This window comes from Duganella sp. AC917, from assembly GCF_979258245.1.
This window is the reverse complement of record NZ_OZ409848.1, coordinates 3,789,443-3,815,698: the sequence shown is the minus strand read 5'-3', so window position 1 is coordinate 3,815,698 and position 26,256 is coordinate 3,789,443. Positions and strand designations below refer to the sequence as shown.

General features: G+C 61.4%; 23 protein-coding genes. 16 read left to right on the top strand and 7 right to left on the bottom strand.

Annotated features, from left to right (window positions below; all coding sequences use genetic code 11):
* The first annotated feature begins 289 nt into the window (after nucleotides 1-289).
* The 9 genes from scpB (at nucleotide 290) to ACZ0BA_RS16510 (ending at nucleotide 13,111) form a co-directional block, all read left to right on the top strand.
* Nucleotides 290-1,084: an SMC-Scp complex subunit ScpB gene (scpB, locus tag ACZ0BA_RS16550; RefSeq protein ID WP_315221184.1), complete on the top strand. Its 795-nt coding sequence runs from the start codon at nucleotides 290-292 to the stop codon at nucleotides 1,082-1,084.
* Complete coding sequence (locus tag ACZ0BA_RS16545; protein ID WP_463452308.1) at nucleotides 1,071-3,404, top strand: pseudouridine synthase; 2,334 nt, start codon at nucleotides 1,071-1,073, stop codon at nucleotides 3,402-3,404. The genes scpB and ACZ0BA_RS16545 overlap by 14 nt, the downstream gene beginning before the upstream one ends.
* 256 nt (nucleotides 3,405-3,660) lie before the next feature.
* Nucleotides 3,661-4,149, top strand: a complete 489-nt coding sequence (rimP, locus tag ACZ0BA_RS16540; protein WP_315221180.1) for a ribosome maturation factor RimP — start codon at nucleotides 3,661-3,663, stop codon at nucleotides 4,147-4,149.
* Nucleotides 4,146-5,711: a transcription termination factor NusA gene (gene nusA, locus ACZ0BA_RS16535; protein ID WP_463452307.1), complete on the top strand. Its 1,566-nt coding sequence runs from the start codon at nucleotides 4,146-4,148 to the stop codon at nucleotides 5,709-5,711. The genes rimP and nusA overlap by 4 nt, the downstream gene beginning before the upstream one ends.
* A 46-nt stretch (nucleotides 5,712-5,757) precedes the next feature.
* On the top strand, nucleotides 5,758-8,628 hold the full coding sequence (infB, locus tag ACZ0BA_RS16530; protein ID WP_463452306.1) for a translation initiation factor IF-2: 2,871 nt from the start codon (nucleotides 5,758-5,760) through the stop codon (nucleotides 8,626-8,628).
* An 84-nt stretch (nucleotides 8,629-8,712) separates the two neighbouring features.
* Nucleotides 8,713-9,135 carry a 30S ribosome-binding factor RbfA gene (gene rbfA, locus ACZ0BA_RS16525; RefSeq protein ID WP_463452305.1) on the top strand — a complete coding sequence of 141 codons (423 nt, stop codon included), beginning with the start codon at nucleotides 8,713-8,715 and terminating at the stop codon, nucleotides 9,133-9,135.
* Between the two features lie 18 nt (nucleotides 9,136-9,153).
* Nucleotides 9,154-10,089, top strand: a complete 936-nt coding sequence (truB, locus tag ACZ0BA_RS16520; RefSeq protein ID WP_463452304.1) for a tRNA pseudouridine(55) synthase TruB — start codon at nucleotides 9,154-9,156, stop codon at nucleotides 10,087-10,089.
* A gap of 266 nt (nucleotides 10,090-10,355) precedes the next feature.
* On the top strand, nucleotides 10,356-12,188 hold the full coding sequence (gene typA, locus ACZ0BA_RS16515) for a translational GTPase TypA (protein WP_463452303.1): 1,833 nt from the start codon (nucleotides 10,356-10,358) through the stop codon (nucleotides 12,186-12,188).
* Nucleotides 12,189-12,349: 161 nt separating this feature from the next.
* A complete protein-coding gene (locus ACZ0BA_RS16510; protein WP_463452302.1) occupies nucleotides 12,350-13,111 on the top strand; it encodes an FxDxF family PEP-CTERM protein in 762 nt (253 codons plus the stop codon).
* Here the strand turns inward: ACZ0BA_RS16510 and ACZ0BA_RS16505 are convergent.
* A complete protein-coding gene (locus tag ACZ0BA_RS16505; RefSeq protein WP_463452301.1) occupies nucleotides 13,080-14,249 on the bottom strand; it encodes a helix-turn-helix transcriptional regulator in 1,170 nt (389 codons plus the stop codon). The genes ACZ0BA_RS16510 and ACZ0BA_RS16505 overlap by 32 nt on opposite strands.
* A 166-nt stretch (nucleotides 14,250-14,415) precedes the next feature.
* Between ACZ0BA_RS16505 and ACZ0BA_RS16500 the strand changes: the two genes are divergently transcribed.
* Entirely contained in the window at nucleotides 14,416-16,656 is a 2,241-nt protein-coding gene (locus tag ACZ0BA_RS16500) for a DUF3141 domain-containing protein (RefSeq protein ID WP_463452300.1), read from the top strand.
* A 106-nt stretch (nucleotides 16,657-16,762) separates the two neighbouring features.
* Here ACZ0BA_RS16500 and ACZ0BA_RS16495 read toward each other — a convergent pair whose 3' ends face one another.
* Nucleotides 16,763-17,233 (bottom strand): GNAT family N-acetyltransferase, encoded by a 471-nt coding sequence (locus ACZ0BA_RS16495; RefSeq protein ID WP_463452299.1) that lies wholly within the window; start codon nucleotides 17,231-17,233, stop codon nucleotides 16,763-16,765.
* Nucleotides 17,234-17,267: 34 nt separating this feature from the next.
* Between ACZ0BA_RS16495 and ACZ0BA_RS16490 the strand changes: the two genes are divergently transcribed.
* A complete protein-coding gene (locus ACZ0BA_RS16490) occupies nucleotides 17,268-17,846 on the top strand; it encodes a helix-turn-helix domain-containing protein (RefSeq protein WP_463452298.1) in 579 nt (192 codons plus the stop codon).
* On the opposite strand, the gene ACZ0BA_RS16485 is transcribed toward ACZ0BA_RS16490, so the two are convergent.
* Nucleotides 17,843-18,538, bottom strand: a complete 696-nt coding sequence (locus ACZ0BA_RS16485; protein ID WP_463452297.1) for a hypothetical protein — start codon at nucleotides 18,536-18,538, stop codon at nucleotides 17,843-17,845. The genes ACZ0BA_RS16490 and ACZ0BA_RS16485 overlap by 4 nt on opposite strands.
* A 57-nt stretch (nucleotides 18,539-18,595) precedes the next feature.
* Nucleotides 18,596-19,486, bottom strand: a complete 891-nt coding sequence (locus ACZ0BA_RS16480) for a helix-turn-helix domain-containing protein (RefSeq protein ID WP_463452296.1) — start codon at nucleotides 19,484-19,486, stop codon at nucleotides 18,596-18,598.
* 92 nt (nucleotides 19,487-19,578) lie between these two features.
* Here ACZ0BA_RS16480 and dusA point away from each other — a divergent pair, with 92 nt between their 5' ends.
* From dusA to ACZ0BA_RS16455, 5 genes are all read left to right on the top strand, one after another.
* Nucleotides 19,579-20,613, top strand: coding sequence for a tRNA dihydrouridine(20/20a) synthase DusA (gene dusA, locus ACZ0BA_RS16475; RefSeq protein ID WP_463452295.1), 1,035 nt, complete (start codon nucleotides 19,579-19,581; stop codon nucleotides 20,611-20,613).
* A 333-nt stretch (nucleotides 20,614-20,946) separates the two neighbouring features.
* Nucleotides 20,947-22,692: a methyl-accepting chemotaxis protein gene (locus ACZ0BA_RS16470; RefSeq protein ID WP_463452294.1), complete on the top strand. Its 1,746-nt coding sequence runs from the start codon at nucleotides 20,947-20,949 to the stop codon at nucleotides 22,690-22,692.
* Between the two features lie 94 nt (nucleotides 22,693-22,786).
* Nucleotides 22,787-23,122, top strand: coding sequence for an energy transducer TonB (locus ACZ0BA_RS16465; protein ID WP_463452293.1), 336 nt, complete (start codon nucleotides 22,787-22,789; stop codon nucleotides 23,120-23,122).
* 68 nt (nucleotides 23,123-23,190) lie between these two features.
* Nucleotides 23,191-23,538, top strand: coding sequence for an energy transducer TonB (locus tag ACZ0BA_RS16460; protein ID WP_090315987.1), 348 nt, complete (start codon nucleotides 23,191-23,193; stop codon nucleotides 23,536-23,538).
* 143 nt (nucleotides 23,539-23,681) lie between these two features.
* Nucleotides 23,682-24,092 carry a hypothetical protein gene (locus tag ACZ0BA_RS16455; RefSeq protein WP_463452292.1) on the top strand — a complete coding sequence of 137 codons (411 nt, stop codon included), beginning with the start codon at nucleotides 23,682-23,684 and terminating at the stop codon, nucleotides 24,090-24,092.
* Between the two features lie 383 nt (nucleotides 24,093-24,475).
* Here the strand turns inward: ACZ0BA_RS16455 and ACZ0BA_RS16450 are convergent, their stop codons facing one another.
* From ACZ0BA_RS16450 to ACZ0BA_RS16440, 3 genes are all read right to left on the bottom strand, one after another.
* Nucleotides 24,476-24,925, bottom strand: a complete 450-nt coding sequence (locus tag ACZ0BA_RS16450; RefSeq protein WP_463452290.1) for a hypothetical protein — start codon at nucleotides 24,923-24,925, stop codon at nucleotides 24,476-24,478.
* Between the two features lie 244 nt (nucleotides 24,926-25,169).
* The gene (locus ACZ0BA_RS16445; RefSeq protein ID WP_463452289.1) at nucleotides 25,170-25,628 is read right to left on the bottom strand and encodes a hypothetical protein; all 459 of its coding nucleotides are present in this window, start codon (nucleotides 25,626-25,628) and stop codon (nucleotides 25,170-25,172) included.
* Between the two features lie 15 nt (nucleotides 25,629-25,643).
* The gene (locus ACZ0BA_RS16440; RefSeq protein ID WP_463452288.1) at nucleotides 25,644-26,171 is read right to left on the bottom strand and encodes a lysozyme; all 528 of its coding nucleotides are present in this window, start codon (nucleotides 26,169-26,171) and stop codon (nucleotides 25,644-25,646) included.
* Between the last annotated feature and the right edge of the window lie 85 nt (nucleotides 26,172-26,256).

Below are 26,256 nucleotides of genomic sequence, written 5' to 3'. Positions count from 1 at the left end.
GCGCGTTTGGTACTTTTATCGGGTACAATTCGGCTTGTAGGATGAAACGTCATTGATTGGTCTCGCATGTTTTCGCCCGAAAATCGCGTTTCGCAGTCGCGTTTCACGTAGAAAAGCGGCGGCCTCGGTCGTCGTCGGCATGCCTCTCTCTCCCGCCCGGCGCGTATCGCCCGGGCTCGGAAAACAGCTTCAGCGAGTACTCCGGCAGGCGGCATTTTGAATGCGGCCACTGCCTCACTGAATGTGATTGATTTCTTTCATTGCATGACAATGCAACCACAAGATTGCTATGGATACAGCTGAGGCTAAAAGAGTCCTCGAAACCGCCTTGCTATGCGCCCATGAGCCATTGTCGATCCACAGTCTGAAAAAGCTGTATGTCGATGTCGATGACCAGGGCAGGCCGCGCGGTCCCGGAGTAGGTTCCGATACGATCAAGGAATTGCTGGAAGAACTGCGGCTCGATTGGGCCGGCAAGGGTATTGAAGTGGTCAGTTTATCGACCGGCTGGCGCTTCCAGAGCCGCCCCGAGATGAAGCTGTACCTGGACCGGATGAATCCGGAAAAACCGCCCAAGTATTCGCGGGCAACGCTGGAAACCCTGGCGATCATCGCGTACCGGCAGCCGGTCACGCGGGGCGATATCGAAGAGATACGCGGCGTAGCCGTCAATTCACAGACGATCAAAATGCTGGAAGACCGTGGCTGGGTAGACGCCATTGGTTACCGCGACGTCGTGGGCCGCCCGGCGTTGCTGGGCACGACCAAGCAGTTTTTGGATGATTTGGGGCTCAATTCGCTGTCCCAGCTGCCGCCGTTGCAGCAATTGAGCGATGTGCAGGGCGGTGGTCCGGATATGGAAGCGCTGGAAGCAGCCCTGCAAGAGAACTTTGACAAAGCCGCGCACAGCGAAAGCGTCGCGCAACAACGAGATGGTACGGATAGCGAGTTGCAAGTGGCCGACGAAGCAGTAGACGCCGCGACTAGCCCGGAAGCCGGCCAGCAAGCAATCAATCACGACCATGCGCCAGATTTAACGGTTGACGCTGAGCACAACCAAGAAACGAACAATGAACAAATCTAATACCCCTGAGACAGTCAACGACGCCACCGCAGACGTGGTCGCCAAGCCAAAACGCCGCACCAAAGCACAGATCGAAGCCGATGCGGCCGCGTCCGGCGCCGCCGATGCGGCCCCTGCCGCCAAGGCCAAGCGCAAGCCGAAGGCCGGAGCTGCTGTCGAGGCCGCCGCACCTGCGGCGCCGGTTGTTGCCGCTGCCGCCGCCGACGCGAAGGACGCTCCAGCGCCCGTGAAAAAGCCGCGCGCCAAGCCGGCCGCCAAGGTTGCAGTCGAGGTTGTCCAGGCTGTTGAATCCGCGCCGCAAGGCGCAGCGGTGGAAGCACAGGCCCAGGCACCGGCCAGGGCGCCACGCGCGAAGAAACCAGCCGCAGTGACGGCGTCGTCCGAATCGCCGGCGCCAGCCGTGGCAGTGGAAGCGCAAGCCGCTCCTGCCGCAGCCGCAGGCACCCCCGGCGCCGAAGGCCAGGCAGGCCAGCGCGAGCGCAGCGACCGTGGCCCGCGCGGCCCGCGCGGTCCGCGCCAGATGCGCGAGCAACGCGCCCTGCGCGAAGCGACAATGCCGCGTCCAGAGCCGGTGGTCGCGGTCGACGGTGAAGCGGCGCCTGCGGAAGAGGGCGCCCAGCCGGACGGCAAGCCGCGCAACGAGCGCGGTCCGCGCCCTGAAGGCCAGCAGCGCAACGGCAAGCAAGCCGGACGCGGTGGCAAGGGACCGAAGCCGCAGCGCGTTCATGGCGCCTTCGGCAATGTCGGCAAAGGCAATGACGCCGACGCCGCCTTCTCGTACGTCACCTCGGACGCCTTCGACAGCGAAGAAACCGGCAAGGGCCGCAACGCGCCGAAAGTCGTGCGCCGCGACCTGACGTCGGAAGACGACGCGCCGAAACTGCACAAGGTGCTGGCTGAAGCCGGTCTCGGCTCGCGCCGCGACATGGAAGAGTTGATCGTTGCGGGCCGCGTGTCGGTCAACGGCGAGCCGGCCCACATCGGCCAGCGCATCCTGCCGACCGATGCCGTGCGCATCAACGGCAAACTGATCCAGCGCCGCGTCAGCAAGAAGCCGCCGCGCGTGCTGGTGTACCACAAGCCTGCCGGCGAAATCGTCAGCCATGACGATCCGGACGGCCGTCCATCGGTGTTCGACCGCCTGCCGACGATGAAGGCCGGCAAATGGCTGGCCATCGGCCGCCTCGACTTCAACACCGAAGGCTTGCTGCTGTTCACCACGTCCGGTGACCTGGCCAACCGCCTGATGCACCCGCGCTACAGCATCGACCGCGAATACGCGGTGCGCACCCTGGGCGTGCTGGAAGAAGGCATGCGCCAGAAGTTGCTGGCCGGCATCGAACTGGAAGACGGCCTGGCGCAGTTCTCCAAGATCGCCGACGGCGGCGGCGAGGGCATTAACAAGTGGTACCGCGTGATCATCGGTGAAGGCCGTAACCGCGAAGTGCGCCGCATGTTCGAGGCGATCGGCCTGACCGTGTCGCGTCTGATCCGTACCCGTTACGGCGCGATGACGCTGCCAAGCAGCCTGAAGCGCGGCCGCTGGGAAGAGATGGAAGAGAACACCGTGCGCGACCTGCTGGCCGCCTACGGTGTCGACAAGAAAGGCGGCGGCGACGCGACGGCCGCCGCGCCGCGCGGCAAGGGTCCGCAGCAAGCCAAGCCGACCGGCCAGAACAAAGGTCCTGAAAAGCGTCCGCAACGCGGCCGCGCCGAGGTCGACGACCGTGATGATGACGACGACGAGGATGATGGCGACGAGCCGAACTTCAACCGCGCCGATGTCAGCAACGACAACGCGATGCCTTTCGCCAAGCAGCAGCGCGGTCCGCGTTTCGGTAACCAGGGCCGTCCGGGCAATGGCGCCGGCGGCGCCGGTGGTCCCAACGGCGGCGGCAATGGCCGTGGCGCGCAGGGTTCGGGTCGTCCCGGTGGCAATGGTCAAGGTGGTCAAGGTGGCCAGGGTGGCGGCCAGGGCCGTCCAGGCGGCGCGCAAGGTTCGGGCCGTCCGGGTGGCCGTCCGCAAGGTATCGGCGGTTACGCCGGTGGCCGTCCGCTGGGCGAAGGTCCGGCGCGCAGCGCCGGCGGCGGCCAGGGTCGTCCGCAAGGTCAGGGCCGTCCGCAAGGCCAGGGCGGTCAAGGCGGCCAGGGCGGTGGCATGGGCGGCGGCCAGTCGGCCAAGGGTCCAAGCCGCGGTCCGCGCCAGCCTGATCCGCTGCAGACGACTTTCGGTTTCGGTAACGCCGGCGCGCCGCGTCGCAACCAGCCGCCGCGCGGCGGCGCGATCGATCACGGAATGCCACGTCGCCGTAAGGGTTAATCCCTTGTTTTGACGTCTTTTAGCCTTATCTGGGCTGCTGTAGCGCTGTTTTCGGCCATGCGCCGATTGCAGCGAAGACCAGATAAGGTTATAATAACCAGCCTAGTAAAAGTTCTTCGCGGGTAGCTCCCCAGGAATCCTTTCATCTGGCTAGGTATTACAAGAAGATGGGCAGATGCCCATTTTTTTTTTGTTAAAGCGTTTTGTTACGGCCTGTTTTGAATAATTGCAAACAGGCCTTGATTTGGAGAATTTCTTGCAGCTGCCGGAACTAATTGAAAAGACCGTCATGGGTCTGGGCTACGAGCTGGTTGATGTCGAACGGGCCGAGCGCGGAGTCTTGCGCGTGTTTATCGATTTCAGCGCAGCCGACGCCGAAGAAAAAGGCCCGATCACCGTGGAAGATTGCGCCACGGTCAGCCACCAGCTGTCGCACGTGCTGACGGTCGAGAACGTCAATTACGAACGCCTCGAAATCTCGTCGCCGGGTCTGGATCGTCCGGTGCGCAAGCTGGAAGACTTCGTGCGCTTTGCCGGTTACGAGGTCATCGTCAAGCTGCGCACTGCAATGCCGGGTACGAACAACCGGAAATCGTTCCAGGGCGTTCTGCAAGAACCCCAGGGCGATAATTTGTCGTTGGAATTTGATAGCAATGATGGTCCGGCGCTGTTGGAGTTTACGCTCGCCGACGTGGATAAGGCACGCTTGGTGCCGCAGGTGGATTTTAAGGGACGCAAAGCATGAGTCGCGAAGTTTTGTTATTGGTAGACGCGCTGGCGCGTGAAAAGAACGTCGATAAGGATGTCGTTTTCGGCGCGCTGGAATTCGCGTTGGCGCAAGCCACGAAGAAACGCTATGAAGGTGAAGTCGATATCCGCGTTTCGATCGACCGCGAGTCGGGTGAATTCGAATCCTTCCGCCGCTGGCACGTCGTCCCCGATGAAGCGGGCCTGCAACTGCCGGACCAGGAAATCCTGCATTTCGAAGCCAAGGAACAAATTCCTGACATCGAAGTGGACGATCACATCGAAGAACCGATCGAGTCCGTCGAATTCGGCCGCCGCTTCGCGCAAGACACCAAACAGGTGGTCCTGCAGCGTGTGCGCGACGCCGAGCGCGAACAGATCCTGGTCGACTTCCTCGAGCGCGGCGACTCGCTCGTGACCGGCACCATCAAGCGCATGGAACGCGGCGACGCGATTGTCGAATCGGGCAAGATCGAAGCACGCCTGCCGCGCGACCAGATGATTCCAAAGGAAAATCTGCGCATCGGCGACCGCGTCCGGGCTTTTATTTTGCGCATCGACCGCAATATGCGTGGTCCACAGGTGATTCTGTCGCGCACCGCGCCGGACTTCATCATGAAGCTGTTCGAGCTGGAAGTGCCGGAAATCGAGCAAGGCATGCTGGAAATTAAATCGGCAGCCCGCGACGCCGGCGTCCGCGCCAAGATCGCCGTCTACACGGCCGACAAGCGCATCGACCCGATCGGTACTTGCGTCGGCATGCGCGGTTCGCGCGTACAGGCCGTCACCGGCGAGCTCGGCGGCGAGCGCGTCGACATCGTGCTGTGGTCGGAAGATCCGGCCCAGTTCGTCATCGGCGCGCTGGCCCCGGCCAATGTGTCGTCGATCATGGTCGACGAAGAGAAGCACGCGATGGACGTCGTCGTCGACGAAGAGAACCTGGCGATCGCGATCGGCCGTTCCGGCCAGAACGTGCGCCTCGCTTCCGACCTGACCGGCTGGAAGATCAATATCATGACGGCCGAGGAATCGGCCGACAAGGCAGCCCAGGAAACCGCGGCGGTGCGTGCACTGTTCATGGAAAAACTGGACGTCGATCAGGAAGTCGCCGACATCCTGGTGGAAGAGGGCTTTGCCAGCCTGGAAGAAATCGCTTACGTGCCGATCTCCGAAATGCTGGAAATCGAATCGTTTGACGAAGATACCGTCAACGAACTGCGCACCCGCGCCCGTGACGCCCTGGTCACCGAAGCGATCGCTTCGGAAGAAGGCCTGGAAGGCATGGACGAGGCGCTGGTCGGTCTGGAAGGCATGGACCGCATCACCGCCGGCAAGCTGGGCCTGGCCGGTATCAAGACTGTCGATGCATTTGCTGCACTGGCCTACGATGAGTTTGGCGCCATTCTGGCCCTGCCTGTGGACCGTGCGCGCGCACTGATTACAAGTGAATTTGAAGATGTGACCGACGATGAGATGAAGTTGGTTGACTCGAAGTACGACGATCGTGCCAAAGGCCTCCAGGCCAAGGCATGGAGTCTTGCCGAATCTGCAAAGGCATAATTTGAGTATCTTTATCATCTCCGCGACACATAGAAAAGAGGACTGAATGGCGAGTAACAACGTAGCCCAATTTGCCACCGAACTGAAGATGCCTGCAGATTTGCTGCTGACGCAGCTGCGTTCTGCCGGCGTCGAAAAAAGTTCGACGTCAGATCCATTGTCGAAAGATGATAAGGATAAGCTGCTTGATCACTTGCGTCGTACCCACGGCGCATCGGCTGATACCGAAAAGAAGAAGATCACGCTGACGCGCAAAGAAACCACTGAAATCAAGCAGGCCGATGCCAATGGCAAGGCCCGCACGATTCAGGTTGCTGTGAAGAAGGTTCGCACCTTCGTCCAGCGCGACGAGCCGGTCGCCGCTCCCGCCCCCGCCCCTGTGGCGCCGGTGGTGGATGCTGCCGAGGTGGCCCGTCGTGAAGAAGACGCCCGCAAGCAGGTTGAACTGATCGCGCGTCAGGAAGCCGAGCTGCGCGAGAAGCAAGACCGCCTGGCCAAGCTGGACGCCGAGAAGGAAGCCCAGGCGAAAGCCACGGCCGCCGCCGAAGCCGAAGCGAAGAAGGAAGCCGACGCCGAAGCGAAGAAAGCCGCCGCCAAGGCAGCGGCCGCCGCGACCAACGCCGGCGCCGCCGCGCCAGCGCCGGCAGTCGATGCAGCCGCCGAAGAGAAGAAAAAAGCCGCAGCGGAAGAGGCCAAGAAGAAGGCCGCCGCCGCCGCCAAGGAAGCTGCTGAAAAAGCCGAAGCCACCGACCGCGCCCGCAAGGCCGTGGCGGATGAGGTCGCCCAGATCAAGGCCATGATGAACGCGCCACGCCGCGCCATCAAGGCGCCTGAGCCGGCACCGGTGCCGGTCAAGGCCAAGGTTGCCGAAGGCACCTTGCACAAGCCTGCGACCGGCGCCGTCGCCAAGCCTGGCGACAAGCTGGGCGACAAGAAGCCGGTCACCGCGGACAAGAAGTCGATCAAGTCGGCCAATGTCTCGTCGACCTGGTCGGACGACGCCAAGAAACGTGGCGCGCCGGGCAACACCGCCAACAAGGGCCGTGGCAACACCGGCACCGGCGGCCGTGACGGCTGGCGTAGTGGTGGCAAGAGTGGCGGCCGTCGTGGCTCGCACTCGGACGACCGCGAAACCAACTTCCAGGCGCCAACCGAGGCGGTCATCAAGGACGTGTACGTCCCTGAAACCATCACCGTGGCCGAACTGGCGCACAAGATGTCCGTCAAGGCATCCGAGGTCATCAAGCAGCTGATGAAGCTGGGCCAGATGTGCACGATCAACCAGGTGCTGGATCAGGAAACCGCGATGATTCTGGTCGAGGAGATGGGCCACAAAGCCTTCGCCGCCGAGCAGGACGATCCGGAAGCGTTGCTGGCAGACCAGGGGGAGCACGCTCACTTCGAGTCCGTCTCGCGCGCACCGGTGGTGACCGTCATGGGTCACGTCGACCACGGTAAGACCTCGCTGCTCGATTACATCCGCCGCGCCAAAGTGGCGTCGGGCGAAGCCGGCGGCATTACCCAGCACATCGGTGCTTACCACGTGGACACCCCGCGCGGCATGATCACCTTCCTGGATACCCCGGGTCACGAAGCCTTTACGGCCATGCGTGCCCGTGGCGCGAAAGCGACCGACATCGTGATTCTGGTGGTGGCGGCCGACGACGGCGTGATGCCGCAAACGAAGGAAGCGATCGCCCACGCGAAAGCGGCCGGCGTGCCTCTGGTTGTCGCGATCAACAAGATCGACAAACCGGGCGGCAACGTTGACCGTGTGACGCAGGAACTGGTCGCCGAACAAGTTGTGCCGGAAGAATACGGTGGCGAATCGCCATTCGTGCCGGTCTCGGCAAAAACCGGCGCCGGTATCGATGCGCTGCTGGAACAGGTTCTGTTGCAGGCCGAAGTGCTGGAACTGAAAGCCCCGGTCGACGCGCCAGCGCGTGGCCTGGTGGTCGAAGGCCGTCTGGACAAGGGCAAGGGCCCGGTCGCGACGATCCTGGTGCAGTCCGGTACCTTGAAGCGCGGCGACGTGATTCTGGCCGGCTCCTCGTATGGCCGCGTTCGCGCGATGCTGGACGAGAACGGCAAGCCGATCAACGAAGCAGGTCCTTCGATCCCGGTCGAAATCCAGGGTCTGACGGAAGTGCCGCAAGCCGGTGAAGAAGTCATGGTCATGGCTGACGAGCGTAAAGCCCGTGAGATCGGTCTGTTCCGTCAAGGTAAGTTCCGCGACGTGAAACTGGCCAAGCAGCAAGCCGCGAAGCTGGAAAACATGTTCGACCAGATGGCCGAAGGCGAAGTCAAAAACCTGCCGATGATCATCAAGACCGACGTGCAGGGTTCGCAGGAAGCACTGGTCAGCTCGTTGCAGAAGTTGTCGACCTCGGAAGTGCGTGTCCAAGTGGTGCACGCAGCGGTCGGCGGCATCACCGAGTCGGACGTCAATCTGGCGGTGGCCTCGAAAGCGGTCATCATCGGCTTCAACGCCCGTGCCGATGCACAGGCGCGCAAGCTGGCCGAGTCGAACGGTGTGGACATTCGCTACTACAACATCATTTACGATGCGATCGACGAGATCAAAGCGGCGTTGTCGGGCATGCTGGCACCAGAGAAACGCGAAACCGTTATCGGCCAGGTCGAGATTCGCCAGGTTATCCTGGTCTCGAAGGTCGGCGCGGTTGCCGGTTGCCTGGTCACCGACGGCGTGGTCAAGCGCGCCTCCTCGGTCCGCCTGCTGCGCAACAACATCGTGGTGTGGACCGGCGAGATCGACTCGCTCAAGCGCTTCAAGGACGACGCGAAAGAAGTACGCGCCGGTCTGGAGTGCGGCCTGTCGCTGAAGAACTACAACGACATCCAGGTTGGCGACACCCTGGAAGTGTTCGAAGTTCAGGAAATCGCCCGTACCTTGTAATCGTTACGGACAGTAGCACTAGGTAAAGTGGACGGGGGCAGCAGCTCCCGTCCACTTGCCGTTTATGGAAAGCAGTATTGAATCATGGCAAAACATAGTAAAACCATCCCGCAGCGCGGTCAGCGCGTCGCGGACCAGATCCAGCGCGATCTGTCCGAAATCATCGCCTACGAGTTGAAAGACCCGCGCGTCGGCATGATCACTATCACCGAAGTGCAGGTTACGCCGGACTATGCGCACGCGAAGATCTTCTTCACGATGCTCAAGGACAGCCCGGAGCAGGTCAAGCAGACCGTCGAAGGTCTGTCGGCAGCGGCCGGCTACATGCGCGGCCAGCTGGGCAAGCGCCTGCACATCCACACCTTGCCGGCGCTGCACTTCGTGCACGACACGTCGACCTCGCGCGGCATGGAATTGTCGTTGCTGATCGACCAGGCCAACGCCACGCGTTCGCTGGACGACGACCAGGCCAAGCCGGACGACGAGAAAAAAGACGGCGACGAATAAGCCGTTTCGGCCGCATCCATGAAGCAAAATCATCCTAAAAAAGTCCGCGACCTGGTCGACGGCGTGCTGCTGCTCGACAAGCCGGTCGGCTTCTCGAGCAACGATGCACTGATCAAAGCCAAGCGCGTGCTCAACGCCAAGAAGGCCGGCCACACCGGCACGCTGGACCCGTTCGCCACCGGCCTGTTGCCGCTGTGTTTTGGCGAAGCGACCAAGTTCTCGCAAGACTTGCTGGAATCCGACAAGACCTACGAGACCACGGTGCATTTGGGCCAGAGCACCGACACCGGCGACACCGAAGGCGAAGTGATCGACACGCGCGACGTCAACGTCACACTGGATCAGATCCACGCGGTGCTGGAAAAGTTCCGTGGCCCGATCGCGCAAGTGCCGCCGATGTACTCGGCCTTGAAGCGCGACGGCAAGCCGCTGTACGAATACGCCCGCGCCGGCATCACCTTGGAGCGCGAGGCGCGCAACGTCATCATCCACAAGCTGGAGCTGGTGTCGTACGAAGCGCCGCTGCTGAAGTTGACGGTCACGTGCAGCAAGGGCACCTACATCCGCGTGCTGGGCGAGGACATCGGCGAAGCGCTCGGTTGCGGCGCGCACCTGAACGCGCTGCGCCGCACGCAGGTCGGTCCGCTGACGATGGACAACATGATCACCTTGGAGGCGCTGACCGCGCACGCCGAACCGTTGAGTCTGCTGGCTCCGGTGGACGCCTTGCTGGCCAGCTTCCCGGCCGTGCAGTTGAATGCCGAGCTGGCCAAACGATTCCTCAACGGCCAGCGCCTGGCGTTGGGCAAGGAGCCGGTCACGGTGCCGGCGGAGCAGGGCAGGGTGCGCGTCTACCTGGACGACAAGCTGCTTGGCACCGCGCTGCTTGGCGAATACAGCATCCTCGCCCCGGAACGGCTGATCGCCTTCACCGCCCCAGCGGCATCCACCTAACACCCCGGGGTCAAGTCTGTCATTCGGACACAGCCTGGACCGTAGCGGGGCTTGACCGCCGGGCTCGTGTCCGAATGACAGACTTGACCCCGGCAGGTTTGGAAAGCAACTCTTTGAAAATACTCGATATTTTTAAGGAGTTGCAACGCACCATGCTATACTACGCGGTTCCAGAAATTGGCTAAGCAGTTGTAGCCCACGAACATCCCGGAATACCCCCCGTACAGTTTGTACGCACCCGCAGTTTTTCAGCAAATATAACGACCATGTCTACTACAAAACGCGCAATTCGCAACATCGCTATTATCGCCCACGTTGACCACGGCAAAACCACCCTCGTGGATCAGCTGCTGCGCCAGTCCGGCACCTTCCGTGAAAACCAAGCGGTCGATAACCGCGTCATGGACTCGAACGACCTCGAAAAGGAACGCGGCATTACGATTCTGTCGAAGAACTGCGCGGTTGAGTACGAAGGCACCCACATCAATATCGTCGACACCCCAGGCCACGCCGACTTCGGCGGCGAAGTGGAGCGCGTGTTGTCGATGGTCGACTCCGTTCTGCTGCTGATCGACGCGCAGGAAGGCCCGATGCCACAGACCCGCTTCGTGACCCGCAAGGCACTGGCGCTGGGCCTGAAGCCTATCGTTGTCGTCAACAAGGTCGACCGTCCGGGCGCACGTCCTGAGTGGGCGATCAACCAGACCTTCGAACTGTTCGACAAGCTGGGCGCCAACGACGAGCAGCTGGACTTCCCTATCGTCTACGCGTCGGGCCTGAACGGCTACGCCGGCCTGACCGAAGACGTGCGCGAAGGCGACATGAAGCCATTGTTCGACGCCATCCTGGAACACGTGCCAGTGCGCGACGACAATCCGGAAGGCCCGCTGCAGATGCAAATCACGTCGCTGGACTACTCGTCCTACGTCGGCAAGATCGGCATTGGCCGCGTCAACCGCGGTACCGTCAAGGTCGGCCAGGACGTTCTGGTCATCAACGGCCCAGGCGCCACCCCGATCAAGGGCCGCATCAACCAGGTGCTGAACTTCAAGGGCCTGGAGCGCGTGCTGGTCGACGAAGCTGTCGCCGGCGACATCTGCCTGATCAACGGTATCGATGAAATCGGTATCGGTTCGACGCTGTGCGCGGTCGACACCCCTGAAGCGCTGCCGATGCTGACCGTCGACGAGCCGACGCTGACCATGAACTTCATGGTCAACAACTCGCCACTGGCCGGCCGCGAAGGCAAGTTCGTGACCTCGCGCCAGCTGCGCGATCGTCTGGACAAGGAACTGAAGGCCAACGTCGCGCTGCGCGTTGCCCCGACCGACGACGACACCATCTTCGAAGTATCGGGCCGCGGCGAGCTGCACCTGACCATCCTGATCGAAAACATGCGTCGCGAAGGTTTCGAGCTGGCCGTGTCGCGTCCGCGCGTGGTGTTCAAAATGGTCGATGGCGTGCGCCACGAGCCGTTCGAGCAACTGTCGGTCGACGTTGAAGAAGCCAACCAGGGCGGCGTCATGGAAGAACTGGGCCGTCGTCGCGGCGACCTGCAAAACATGGAATCGGACGGCAAAGGCCGTGTGCGTCTGGAATACCGTATTCCAGCACGTGGCCTGATCGGCTTCCAGGGCGAATTCATGACCCTGACCCGCGGTACCGGCTTGATGAGCCACGTGTTCGACGCGTACGCGCCGGTCGACAACACCAAGGGCGAACTGGGCGGCCGTCGCAACGGCGTGCTGATCTCGCAGGACGACGGCGCCGCCGTGGCCTACGCGATCTGGAAACTGCAGGATCGCGGCCGTATGTTCGTGGTCCACAACGACCCGGTCTACGAAGGCATGATCATCGGTATCCACTCGCGCGACAACGATCTGGTCGTCAACCCGATCAAGGGCAAGCAGCTGACCAACGTGCGCTCGTCGGGTACCGACGAAGCGGTGCGCCTGGTGCCGCCGGTTCAGATGTCGCTGGAATACGCGGTCGAGTTCATCGACGACGACGAACTGGTGGAAATCACCCCGAAATCGATCCGTCTGCGCAAGCGCTTCCTGAAAGAGCACGAGCGTAAAAAAGCCTCGCGCGAATCCTAAGCAAACCCGAGGCGCCATGCGCGCTTCGTCGAAGCCGCCCTCCGGGGCGGCTTTTTTTTCGCACTTTTTCTCCCGGTCACCTGTTTGGAGGATGTTTGCCGAAAGTGATGTCGATATGATCATTTTTGCAGTCCATCCATCACTACAACAGGGGAATCTCCATGCGCCAAACGTTTTCCACTCTGGGCCGCGCCGTCTGCGGTATCGCCTTGCTCGCGCTGGCGTCGTCGCCAGCGCGCGCCGACACCGCTTACGTTGCCGATTTCAACACCCCCACGCTCGACCCGGCCTTGCGGGTCATCCAGCTGCGGGAGGGCGTCTTCAAACCCGGCGTGGCGGGACCGTGGTCGGTCAGTACCGGTGCCGGCGCGCTGGTGCTGGCGAAGACGGTCTCGCCGCTTGGCGATCCCTATCCCGACGGTCCGCACGTGGGCACCACAGTGGCCGTGACCGGCGATTTCGTTGCCACCGTTACGGCCGATTCCACCGCCAACGGCGCCGGTGGCGGGGGCTTCTTCCTCGACATCAACGGCGGCTACACGGGCATGTCGTTTGGCGTCAACTGGGTCAACGACAGCGCCGGCCAGGGATTCGACAGCACCGGCTACTCGGCCGGGGCGACGCCGCTGATCACGCTTGAGATTCGGCGCATCGGCGACACGCTGACCAAAAGCTACAAGCTCGACGGGCAGGCCGGGTTCACGCAAGTATCGAGCTTGACCGACAGCAACGTCGTCGGTCTGGCCTGGTTCGACCTGACCAACTACGGTGGACTGGAAGCGGCCACCGCCTTGTCTTTCACCAGCTTTAGCGTGCTGCCGCTCGCGGCCCCCGTGCCGGAGCCGGAAACCTATGCCATGCTGCTGGCCGGATTGGGCCTGATCGGCATGGTTAGCCGCCGTCGGGTCCGTTCGGCAACGTGACAGCGGACTGCGGCGACAGGAAATAGGCCGGGCTTGCCAGCAGTACCGATACCAGGTCGGCCTGGCGATGGGTGCCGGTCTTGCCGAAGATGCTTTTGAGCTGGCTGCGGACGGTGTTGAGCGTGGTGCCGCGCTCGACGCCGGCTTCTTCAAGCGAGCGGCCGCCGCACAGTGCCACTGCCAGGTACGCCTCGGCTTCGCTGAGGCCGAACAGGCGTTGCACCAGCTCGGCCTGGACGGTGGGTGTGGCATCGGGGTCGAAGGCGAACACCAGCGCGCCGCTGCCGCTTTCCGCACCGCTAGCGGCGCTCTTGCGCATGGGCGAGATCAGCAGCATCAGGTCGCGCTTGCCCAAGCGCGGCACGAGCACCACCTCGGGCAATTGGCCACCGGCTCCGTGGCTGGCGTGGATGGCTTTGGTGATCTCCAGGTTCAGGCGCTGTGTGACGGCTCCTTTGCGGCTGAACAGGTGGCCGTTTTCAATCCACAGGTCGCGCCGTCCCGCCAGCAAACGCTGTGCTGCCTGGTTGCACAGCGCGACGCGAGAGAACTCGTCGAGCAGGATGGTCGGCATGGCGATCAAGTCCATGCCGCTGGCCAGCATGTCCTGACCCATCTGCAGCTCGGCGAAGCGCTGACGCATCTGGATGGCGCGCTGCAAGTGCGGCATCAACAGGTTGAACAGCGATAGCTCGTCGCGCGTGAAAGGCGGTTGCTGTGGCGTACGCTGGAGCATCATCTGCGTCAGCCACGGACCTTCGCGCAGCACGATCGCGCCGCTGGCGAACGCCACGCCCTGCGGCACCACCCAGTTGTTGTAGAAGCGCGTGCCGGTCGCCAGCCCCGGCGGCAGGTCGAGGTTGCTGGCGTAGAACGTGGCCATCGGCGAGGCATGGATGTGATGCGCCAGCACGTCCTCGGCGGCGTATTCCAGCACGTATTGATCCATCCACTTCTGCGCCAGACCCGTCATCCACAATCCCTTGACCTCGTGCGACTCGATATTCACCGTCAGCATCATCGTCGCCTTGAGAGCGAACAGCTCGGTGAACGCGGCCACGAAGCGGTGAAATCCGTCCGGCGCCAGCACCGAGTCGTACACGTGCGTGAGCAGGGCGTCGATCAGGTGGTGGCTCATGGTCACGTTAGCGAAAGGAGAAAACCCATTATTGCCTAAATAATTAAAAGTTTCAATTATTACATCTTAATTTGACAAGAATTGGTGCGCGGATTCCATTGCCTTTTGACTTGGGCTGGGGTAATTTGGCGCATGGCAGCATAAATTCGTATTGAGGAGCCTCAAGGTGAGTGACGAAAAGTTGAATCCCTGGTCCGGCTGGCCGACCAATCCATTTTCCCTGGCGCAGCAGGCGAGCGATTATTGGGTCGATGCCTGCCAGCGCAGCGTGCTGTTCATGGACGTGCTGCGCCAGCGCGGTGACGAGCGCAACCTGCGCACCGAAGAGACCGCGCCGCACGTGCTCAGTTTTGCTTTTGAAGTGATCATGGACGGCCGCGATCTGGAGCGTCCCGTCAACTACGGCCTGTGCTACATCGCGCCGCCGGACGGCGTCACCCCCGACCCCACCAAGCGTCCATTCATCGTGTTCGATCCGCGCGCCGGCCACGGGCCAGGCATCGCCGGCATGAAACAGGATAGCGAGATCGGCGTCGTGCTCAAGGCCGGCCATCCGTGCTATTTCGTCGGCTTCCTGCCCAAGCCGGTGCCGGGCCAGACCATCGAAGACGTCTGCCGGGCCGAGGCGAAATTCATCGCCCATGTGGCCGAACTGCATCCGCAGGCCGACGGCAAGCCCGCGCTGATCGGCAATTGCCAGGCCGGCTGGCAAATCATGATGACGGCCGCGCTGCAGCCGGACCTGGTCGGTCCGCTGGTGTTGGCCGGCGCGCCGCTGTCGTACTGGGCCGGTGTGCGCGGCAAGAACCCGATGCGCTACCTCGGCGGCGCGCTCGGCGGCACGTGGACAACCTCGCTCGCTGGCGACCTGGGCAACGGCATTTTCGACGGCGCGCAGCTGGTCGAGAATTTCGAGAAAATGAATCCGGCGAACACGATGTGGAGCAAGAACTACAACGTGTATTCGAAGATCGACACCGAGGCGGCGCGCTTCCTGGAATTCGAGCGCTGGTGGGGCAATCCGGTGCTGCTCAACGCGGGCGAAATGCAATACATCGCCGACTCGCTGTTCGTCGGCAACAAGCTGAGCGCGGCAGCGCTGCTCGACAGCGAAGGCCACCGCATCGACTTGCGCAACATCAAGTCGCCGATCGTGGTGTTCTGCTCGTGGGGCGACGACATCACGCCGCCGCAGCAGGCGCTCGGCTGGGTGCTGGACCTGTATGAGGACGACGCCGCGCTGGTCGCCGGCGGCCAGACCATCATCTACACGATGCACCAGAGCATAGGTCACCTGGGCATCTTCGTCTCCGCCTCGGTGGCCAACAAGGAACACGAGGAATTCACGGCCGCGATGGACATGATCGACATCATGCCGCCGGGCTTGTACGAGGCGGTGTTCCTCGACAAGGACGAGGAGATGCTGCAAGCCGAGATCGCCGCCGGCGACATGATGGGCGGCGACTTCGTTATGCGTTTCGAGCGTCGCGGCCTGGACGCGCTGCGCGCGCTGGGCGGCAACGATGCCGAGGACGAGCGCCGCTTCGCGACCGTTGCGCGGGTATCGGAAATCAACCAGGGCCTGTATCGCCAGTTCGTCAGCCCGATCGTCAAGAGCATGGTGACGGAAGAGAGCGCCGAACGGCTGCGCGAGTCGCACCCGCTGCGCTTGCGCTACACGGCGTTCTCCAGCAAAAACAAGCTGCTCGACGGCATTCCTGCATTGGCCGAGAAGGTGCGCGCGCAGCGCCGTCCGGTCGACAAGAGCAACGTCTTCCTGCAGATGCAGGAGCACATGTCGAAGCAGATCGTCGCCACGCTCGACGCCTACCGCGACGCCCGCGACGCGGCGACGGAAAAATTCTTCCTGAGCGTGTATGGTTCGCCGGTGTTGCAGGCGCTGGTGGGCTTGCGTTCCGACGTGGGTGCGCCGCGCCGCATCGGCCGCGATCTGGCGCACGAGGCGGCGTTAAACGCGTTCCGCGCGGCGGCCGCGACCAAGACGGCCGAGGGCGGCGCGACAGAGGCGATCATCCGCGCCTTGCTTTACATCTATCGCAGTCCGGAAATGAGCGCCGCCGACGAGCGCGCGTTCGCGACGATACGCCAACTGCGCTTGCGCACCTCGGACGACGAGGAGTTGAGTGTGACGCAGTTCAAGACCATCGTGCGCGACCAGTATCTGATGTTGCAGGTCGATGAGGAAGCGGCGATGCGCGATCTGCCGCTGCTGCTGCCGGAGGAGCCGGAAGCGCGCGCGGCGGCGTTGGGCATCGTGCGGCAAGTGGCCGGCGCGACCGGTACGCTGGTCGGCGACGGTGCGGTGCGGCTCGAGCGCGTGGCCGAGATGTTCGGTCCGCAGGCACCGAAGCTGGCCGTGGTGCGCAAAAAGAAAAAGGAAGCGTAAGGGGAGGGGTGATTGAGACGCGCAACCCGCAAGGCCAAGCGGGGTCGTACCCGGCCGGGTACGATCCCTGTTCGCCGCCGTGCGGGTTGAACGATTCCAGTGGCCGCTACAGGATTTTGCGCATAAACACACTCATCGGATCGTCCAGATAATCGCCGAACGCGCCGCAGCGCCGGAAACCGTGCCGCTCGTACAGCCCCATCGCCTCCGGCTGCGACGGCCCGGTCTCCAGCACCATCTGTGCGCAACCGGCTTCCACCGCCGCCTCTTCCAGCAAGCTCAGCAAACCTTTCCCCGTGCCCTTGCCGCGCCCGGCGGGGTCCACATACAATCGCTTGATCTCGCCATATTCCGGCGACAGCACGATCGCGCAGCAACCGACAATCTTGCCGGCGGCGTCGCCCTCGCGCGCCACGGCAAACTTCACGTTCGAAGCCAACAACGACGGCAAATCGAGCGCGTAGACCAATTCCGGCGGGTACAGCGAAAGTTGATACGCATCGAGATCGGCGATCAGGGAGATGACTTCAGGCTGGTTCGGAGTTTCGAAGGCGATATGCATGGGGTGATCGGTCATTTTGTTGGACGGTAAATCCAGTATAATGGATAACATGGATATAAACAAACTCATTGCGGGCCGTGTGTTGGCCCTGCGCGAAGCGCGCCAACTGTCGTTGACGGCCCTGGCCGAACTGAGCGGTGTGAGCCGTTCCAACATTTCCCTGATCGAACGTGGTGAAAGCAGCGCCACCGCCACCGTGCTCGACAAACTGGCCGGCGCCCTTGGCGTCACCTTGGCCTCGCTGTTCGAGGCCGACGACAGCGAGGCCGCGCCATCGCCGCTGCGCCGCGCCGCCGAGCAGCAGGTGTGGACCGACCCGGCCTCCGGCTACGTGCGGCGGCACTTGTCGCCGGCGACGCGTTCGCCGTTGCAACTGGTCGAGGTGGTGTTCCCGCCGGGTCAGCGGGTGGTCTACGAGCGCATGGCGCGGGCGTCGGATATCCACCATCAGATGTGGATGCTCGAAGGCGTCATGGATATCTCGTGTGACGAACACCGGTGGCAACTCGAAGCCGGCGATTGCGTTGCGATGCGCGAAGATCAGCAGATCATCTACGCCAATCCCGGCAGCCAGCCTGCGCGCTATCTGGTCGGTTTGGTGACCTTGCCCTTCACCGCGCCTGCCTAGTCCTTCGACGCCGGGGAGATCGTCTTGCTCACTTTGCCGGTTTCATCGAGCATTTGAATTTCGGCCACGCCGGCGGCGCTGACCAGCAGCTTCATGCGTACCCGGCCTTGGGCATCCTTGAGTTGCAGCGACGAGTCCTGGTTGCGCGTTTTGCCGAGCCACACGCGGTTGGCCCCCAGCCGGCCTTGCTCTGTCAGTTTTTGCCAATACGCGCGCCGCGCGTCGGCCGGCAGTTTGCCGGCCTCGTCGCGAAAGCCGCGCTGGTCCTCGAACGATGTCACTTTGAAATACGGAACGTCGTTGATGATGAGGGCGGTCTGGTGGTCCGTCGCGCTGTCGGTATTCAGCAATTGGAGTGCCTGATCCTGGCGGAAACGGTCGAAGGTCAGCGACAGTCCCGAAGAGATTTTGCCGTCCGGTTCGATGGCGCCTTTTTGTATCAGGCCGCCGTTCTCGGTGCCTTCCTCGTTCACGAAGAGCATGCCGGCAAAGTCGCGCCGATCGGGCCGCGCGCCTTCCTTGCCCTGCATGAAATCGCCGGGGAACTGCGCCCGGTTGGAAATCACGATGCGCTTGGTGCCGTCTGGTTCGACGATGTTGATGCGGCCGACGGTGATCTCGTCGAAATGCTCATTTTTGGGCGGCTCCTTGGCGCCGCTCAACAGGAAGACGGCCGCCAGGGCGCTGGCCATCGTTGTGGCTCCCGCAAAGAACGTTTTGATTTGTGACAAGGGGTGTTCCTTTCTTCGTTAGTTGACCGGTTTTTCCGCGCCGGCGGCCGCGTTGCGGACCCGCCATCCGACAACCAGCGTCAGCACGCCGCAAACGGCGAGCAAGGCGCCCAGATACTGCAAGATCTGGTTTGCTTTCGAGCGGACGTAGCGGACGTTGATTTGCTCGTACTTGCGCTTGCCGTTGTCGGCCGGTTCGAAAAACACGCTGCCGCGATTGCCCCATACTTCGATGTTGGACACCCGTACCCGCTTCGTCTTGAACGCGGCCAGCTGCCGCGCGCGTTCGGCGGCGTCGATGGTGTTGGCCTCCAGTTGCAACGCCAGGATGCCTTCGAACTGTTCGAAAATGTTTTCCGATTCCCCGTCCCTGATCACGCCCTGGGACAGGTATCGATACTGATTGTTGGGAAAGAAGATGCCGTCGTTGGCCGCCAGCATCAGGGCGAAACCGACGGCGCCGGCGGCGGCCGCACCGTACCAGTATTTCTTGGTGTCGTGAACTTGGCGCGTGGTGGCTCCGTTCAAAAATAGGCCGACTTCGGGAACGTGGCGCAGCGAAGTCTGCAAGACCTTCTTGTCGATATCGGCCAGGAAGTGTGTCGCGTCCAGCTCCAGCGCCTTAAGAATCGCGCCGAACATGTCGGCCGAGGGCTGCGATTTATCGTTCTCGAGCTTGGACAAGTACGATTGTTCGATGCCGATCGCCTCGGCGAACTGCGGCTGGGTGAGGTTTTTTTCCGTTCTGATCTGTTTGAGTTTCTCGCCAAAATTCATCGACCTGACCTTTTCTATGGGTTGGACACGCGGCACGGTGCGCGGCGTCTGAGTCGTATTCTTGTGGATTCCACAATGAATAAGAAGCTGAATATAGCGGAATATCGATGAATATTGCGAATTCGGCCACATTTTTCGCTGGCCGCAGGGATCGGCGGCGCCGGTGTTCGCCGGAGGTTTCGCTGTATAATGACGACCCTCATCCGTTTCCCGTAGCAGCCGCCATGACCATCATCGACCAACCGACCACCGATACAGCCGCAGCGCATGGCGTCAAGCCGAGCCGCCGCCTGTCGGTCGCGCCGATGATGGACTGGACCGACCGCCACTGCCGAGTATTCCACCGCCACATCAGCCGCCACACGTGGCTGTACACGGAAATGGTCACCACCGGTGCGCTGGTGTACGGCGACGTCGAGCGCCACCTGCGCTTCAACGAGGAAGAGCATCCGGTGGCGCTGCAACTGGGCGGCAGCGACCCGGCCGACCTGGCCACCAGCGCCAAGCTGGGCGAAAAATGGGGCTACGACGAGATCAACCTGAACTGCGGTTGCCCGTCCGAGCGCGTGCAGAAGGGCGCTTTCGGCGCCTGCCTGATGGCCGAGCCGCAACTGGTGGCCGATTGTGTCAAAGCCATGCGCGACGCGGTCAGCATCGACGTCACCGTCAAGCACCGGATCGGCATCGACCAGACCGAAAGCTACGATTTCGTCCGCGATTTCGTCGGCACCGTGGCCGACGCCGGCTGCAAAACCTTCATCGTGCACGCCCGCAACGCCATTCTCAAAGGCTTGTCGCCGAAAGAGAACCGCGAGGTGCCGCCGCTGAAATACGACTACGCCTACCGCCTCAAGCGCGATTTCCCGGAATTTGAAATCATCATCAACGGCGGCATCAAGACCGAGGCCGAAATCGATGAGCACCTGCAGCATCTGGACGGCGTCATGCTGGGCCGCGAGGCGTACCACAACCCGTTTGTGATGGCCACGTTCGACCAGCGTTATTACGGCGACGATGGCGCCGCCAAGTCGCGCGAGCAGATTATCGAGGCGATGATTCCCTATATCCAGGCCCAGTTGGCGCAGCACGGCGTCAAGGGCTTAAAGCTCAACAGCATCACGCGCCACATGCTCGGCCTGATGACGGGGCTGCCGGGCGCGCGTCAGTTCCGCCAAGTGTTGTCCGACTCCAAAAAGCTCGCCGCCGGCGACGCCAATCTCCTCCTCGAAGCGGCCGCCCGGCTGCGCACCGCCGCCTGATATTGCCTTTCCGGCACGGAATCCCCCGAACTGTTGGTATTTCCACGCAGAAATTCGACTTGCGTAAAATAGCGGCATTTTTTTCTTGCTTCGAGGAAAAATTTGCATCTATAATTCATCAAATACCACACATTTTCACCACCACCCAGGCATATTGCGGCGCAAAAACTACACCCAGGCTCATGTGTAGCGCTAATTTTTGCATTCGCAGTCATTGTTTGCTAATGTCATTTTTTATTGATTTACGGCAATGACTGTGCGGGTAGTGATCTCGTAGTAACGAGGCAGTCCAGGGCAAATTCTTATCAACAGTGTCACTTACGAAGAGACGAAATGAATTTAGCAAAAATGAAAGTCGGAACGCGCCTGGGCCTCGGATTCGCCCTCGTCCTGCTGTTCCTGATCGCCGTGACCACGGTCGGCATCTTCCGCATGGCACAGATCCAGGATCGTCTGGATCACGTCATCAGCGTCAACAATGTGGTCTCGCGCCTGGTGCTTGACATGCGTACCAACGTCAACGACCGCATCAGCTCGCTGCGCGTGCTGACCTTGATGACCGACGCGGCCGACATGGAACCGGAGCTCAATCGCGTCAAGGAACTGGCCGCCAAGTACACCGACGCACAGAACAAGCTGGGCGCGCAATTCGCGATCGAAGCCACCGCTGAAGAAAAGACCTTGCTGGCGACCATCAAGGAACAGGAAGGCGTGGCCATGCCGGCCATCGCCAAGGCGACCGAGCTGTGGCTGGCAAGCAATGCCGAAGGCGCCACCCGCGTGCTGATCAAGGAAATTCGTCCAGCCCAGAAAAAATGGATGGCCGCGCTGGACCAACTGGCCGCGCTGGAAGACAAACTGAACGCCCAGATGCAGGTCGACGCCGCCAACGGCTTCTCCAGCGGCCGCAACTTCATGATCATCATGGGCCTGCTGGCGGTCGGTATCTCGATCGTCGCCGCGCTGCTGATCACCCGTGGCCTGCTCAAGCAGCTGGGCGGCGAGCCGGACTACACCGCCTCGATCGCCAGCAGCATCGCCAACGGCGACCTGGCCGTGTCGATCGATACCAGCGGCAACGACAAGGATAGCCTGCTGTATGAGATGAAAGAAATGCGCAACAGCCTGGTGGACATCGTCGGCCAGGTCCGTTCGGGCACCGAAACCATCGGCACCGCCTCGCGTGAAATCGCAGCCGGCAATATCGATCTGTCGGCCCGCACCGAAATGCAGGCCAGCTCGCTGGAAAAAACCGCGTCGGCAATGGAAGAGTTGACCTCGACCGTGAAACAGAACGCCGACAACGCCCGGGAAGCCAACCAGCTGGCGTCGGTGGCCTCGGACGTGGCGATCAAGGGCGGCAAAGTGGTGTCGGAAGTGGTCAACACCATGAGCTCGATCGACGCGTCGGCCAAGAAGATCGTCGACATCATCGGCGTCATCGATGGCATCGCCTTCCAGACCAACATCCTGGCGCTGAACGCCGCTGTCGAAGCGGCCCGTGCCGGCGAACAGGGCCGCGGCTTTGCCGTCGTGGCGTCGGAAGTGCGCAACCTGGCCCAGCGCTCCGCTGGCGCTGCCAAGGAAATCAAGATGCTGATCGACGACTCGGTCGAGAAGGTCGGCGCCGGCACCAAGCTGGTCGGCCAGGCCGGTGTGACGATGGATGAAGTGGTCGCCTCGGTACGCCGCGTGACCGACATCATGAGTGAAATTGCCAATGCCAGCCAGGAACAGAGCGCTGGTATCGAACAGGTCAACCTGTCCATCATCGAGATGGACAGCATGACCCAGCAAAATGCCGCGTTGGTGGAAGAGTCCGCCGCCGCAGCACAAAGCTTGCAAGACCAGGCCTCCGAGTTGTCCCGGGTGGTCAGCATCTTCAAGCTGGTGGAAGGCGAGGAGCGCGTTGCCGCTCCGGTATTTACGCCAGCCCCGAAGGCAGTGGTCAAGCCGATCACCGCCGCCCGCGCTCCGGTGAAGAAACTGGCCGCCAAGCCGGCCGCAGCGATCGCTAAACCGAAGAAAGTCGTCAACGCCCCAAGCAGCGCCGGTGCCGACGAGTGGGAAGAGTTTTAAAGCTTGCCTCGGCCTGCTGTCGCCCTTTGCGACACGTGTGCGGGCCTTGGCGTCTATCTAATCAGTGTCTAAAAATAATTGCTGGGAAATACAAATGAACAAGTTTTCGATCATCGCCGCCGTCGTTCTGTCCGCCGTCTCCGCCGTCACCATCGCCGCCGAAGTGCCGGCCTCGGTCGATGCCAAGAACTGCAAGGCCGAATACCCGAAGGCATCGCTGATGAATGAAGAGCAGGGCGACGTCAAGATGTCGTTCCTGGTCGGCGCCGACGGCAACGTCGTCGAGTCGAAGCTGGAAAAATCGAGCGGTTTCAAAAACCTCGACAAAGCGGCGCTCAAAGCGCTGAGCGGTTGCAAGTTCAAGCCGGGCACCAAGGACGGCGCGGTAGCACAGACCTGGACCAAGGTCGACTATAGCTGGAAGCTGTAACACCTGTCTCAAGTGGCCATGCCGGAGCGCATGGCCGATTGCCGAATTTATCCACTAGGGGAAATCAGATGTCTACAAATAAGCGTTGGTTGAGTGTGGTTGCAGCAGTGCTCGTGTCGAGCGTTCCAGCGGCGTTTGCCGCCGAGGTGCCGGCCAGTTTTGACGCCAAAAACTGCAAAGCGGAATATCCGAAAGCGTCGCTGATGAACGAAGAGCAGGGCACGGTATCGATGTCGTTCCTGGTCAAGGCCGACGGTTCGGTGTCCGATTCCAAGCTCGACAAGACGAGCGGTTTCAAGAACCTGGACAAGGCCGCCATCAAAGCCTTGAGCGCCTGCAAATTCAAGCCGGGCACCAAGGACGGCGCGCCGGCCGAGACCTGGACCAAGGTCGATTACGCGTGGAAGCTGGACTAATTTAGTCCTGCAGGGCAACACCAAAGGAGCCGGATTCGGCTCCTTTTTTTTCGCCCTTGTTTTTACGTGTAACAAGCTGTAATCGGGCTCCGAACGCGCTAAACTTCCTTATATAGTACGATTCTGGAACAAGGAGATTTGCCATGAAGATTATCTTTGCCGTGGTCGGCGCGGTGGTGGCGCTGACCGGGTGCGCAGTGCAGCAGCCGTATTACACCACCGCCCAGGTACAGGATCCCTACCAGTGGCGCACCGTGTCCGTGACGCCATCGAACCGCGTGCCGGGCAGCGCACCGACGACTGTCTACACGACCGAGGAATTGCCTGCGCCGAGCTCGCGCGTGGTCTACGCCGAGCCTGTTAGCTCCACCACGTATGTCGTCGCGCCGCCGGTCTATTACGCACCGGCGCCCGTTTATTACCAGCCGGCGCCATCGTATTACTACCCGCCGGTTTCCATCGGCCTGGACTTCTCGTTCGGCCGCTATTGGGGCGGTCATCGTGGCGGCTGGGGTGGGCGAGGCGGTTGGGGACGCGGCGGATACCGCCGTTGATGATGCTTGATTGACTCGTCCGCCGATTGCAACACGGGGGACACAAAAAATCCCGCCAGGCCTCAGTGCCTGACGGGATTTTTCATTTGTAGGGGGATTTATCGCCGCGCGCGTGAGCACCGGCGCACCGGGTATCAGCGCAGCACGTAGACCGAGGCTTGGCCCAGCGCGTTACCCTCAACCAACACATAAGTCGAAGCGCATGCCAAGCTCAGCAGCAAAGCGCCGTATGCGAAGTGGAGATAGCGTGCCATGACAGACTCCCGGAGGTGGGTGAGGGTTGTTGATGTCTCCAGAATAGTCTTAAGGCTACATTAAGGCCATCAGCAAAATGTCCGGCAGCGTGTAGGACAACACGCCGTCTCTATCTTTTCGTCAACTTGTTATTTAATTTTCCATAGTACGACCGGGCCGGCGGGGGCGGTGTCGGCAGCGTTGGACGACTCGAGCCAGCGCTGCAGGCCTTCCGGTTGTTTGAGGTGGATGCCCATGCCGTCGATCAGGCCGACCTGGTCGAGCATCTTGGCGTCGATCTTCGCCTTGGAGACAGTTGGCGCGCCCATGACCATGCGGTCGTACGCTTTGCGCGCCTTGTTTTCCCATTTGTGCAGGCTGCTGTCCTCGAATCGGTTGGACTCGAAGTAAACGGTCAGCGAGCCGTCCGGGTTGCCGAAGCCGACAATGCCGGAGCCGCTGCGAATGGCGCTGTTGGCGTTGCCGTCGAACAGCTCGGTGGGAATGAATACACCGGCGCGGCCGTCGATATCCGGACGGCCGACGGGCGTGTCTTTGCTGTAGGTGCTGACTTCAGAGAGGGATTTTGGTTCGGACATGGCTGCGCTGTAGTGTGACTTGGATGACGTAATTCGGGAAGCGAAGTGGCCGCTGATCGGTGCCGAAAGGCTTCCTTATTGTAGCGTCAATCTAGTGCCATCGGGCAATGGCTTGCAAAAATATTCTTGGATCTGGGACGCTCTTCGTGGGGCGGATTAGGCGGCACGCCGCAATTGGCCAATGCATGAGCTGTCATGACGCATGGGTTGGCTGATTACGCTGCGCTAATCCGCCCCACGTAATTTAGAGCGACTTGCTGGGCAGGCGGATAGCGTCAAAGAAGAAGCCTTTCCAGTGGACTACCAGACGATTGCGGGACTTAATGTAGACCTCGGTGCAACTCACGTAGACAGCGGTGACGGGATTGGGCAGTCCCAGTTTTTTCGCGCTCGCATGCGCTTGGTCGCGGAAAAATTTGTTTGTTTCAGCCTTGGTGACTTCAAAGGTTGGCGAGTCACATACTCGAGCACCAAGCTGAACTTTGTCGCGATCGATCGTGATGATCTGACCTATTAACGCCTCCGCCTCCTGGTCGTCTATAGAGGTGATGTCGGAGGAGTCGAGCGCGGCGGTCAGCTTCCACCTGCCAATAACCGACGTGTTCTGCTGCTCCGCTGCGTGCAAGAGCTGTGTGGAGGAGCAAATTAAAGCGACTAGCGTGACAACAGCGCGGAGAAGAGAGGTTAAACGAAGATGGCGCATTTTTTACTCCTTAGCTTATTTGATCGAAGTCGATGCGACCTGAACGGGGACGCGAAATGGTGCGCTTTCCTCTGCTCGCCGTTTGATTAAGCCGGGAGCGACGACGAGCTTGCCTCCAACACGCACGCGTATCATCGCGGATATATTCGAGGCGGCACCTGTAAAGTCTTTCCTGTTGAGATATTTGTAGGTCTCGAGCGAGCCGCTGACGCCCGCGTTGTAGGTGAGGCTGACGATAGCGTCAAATTGCTCTTGGTTTAATTCGGCAACTACTAAGCGCTTCACACCTCGTTCGGCATCGGCAACGCGACGCTCGAACTCAATCTCTACGGAAGTGACGCTGACCTTTCTTCTAAGCTCTTCCTCGCTGCAGACGCCCCTGTGCGCGAGGATGCCCGCGCCCCAAGTGCAATGGCCTTTGTTCTTCCCCATGTCGTTGTAGTACTTATAGACGGCCCGTTCGGTGGAGCGCATCCTGGCTTTAGCCTCAAGACTCATACGCATGTGCGCGTTGGGTTTGGCAGCGGAATTTGAGGAAGGCATATTAGACTTTCCAAGTGGATTGAAAATCTAATTTACATCCCTCCCTAGCCTTTGGCCTTGAGTGGCATCACGGCTGGCGTTGAGG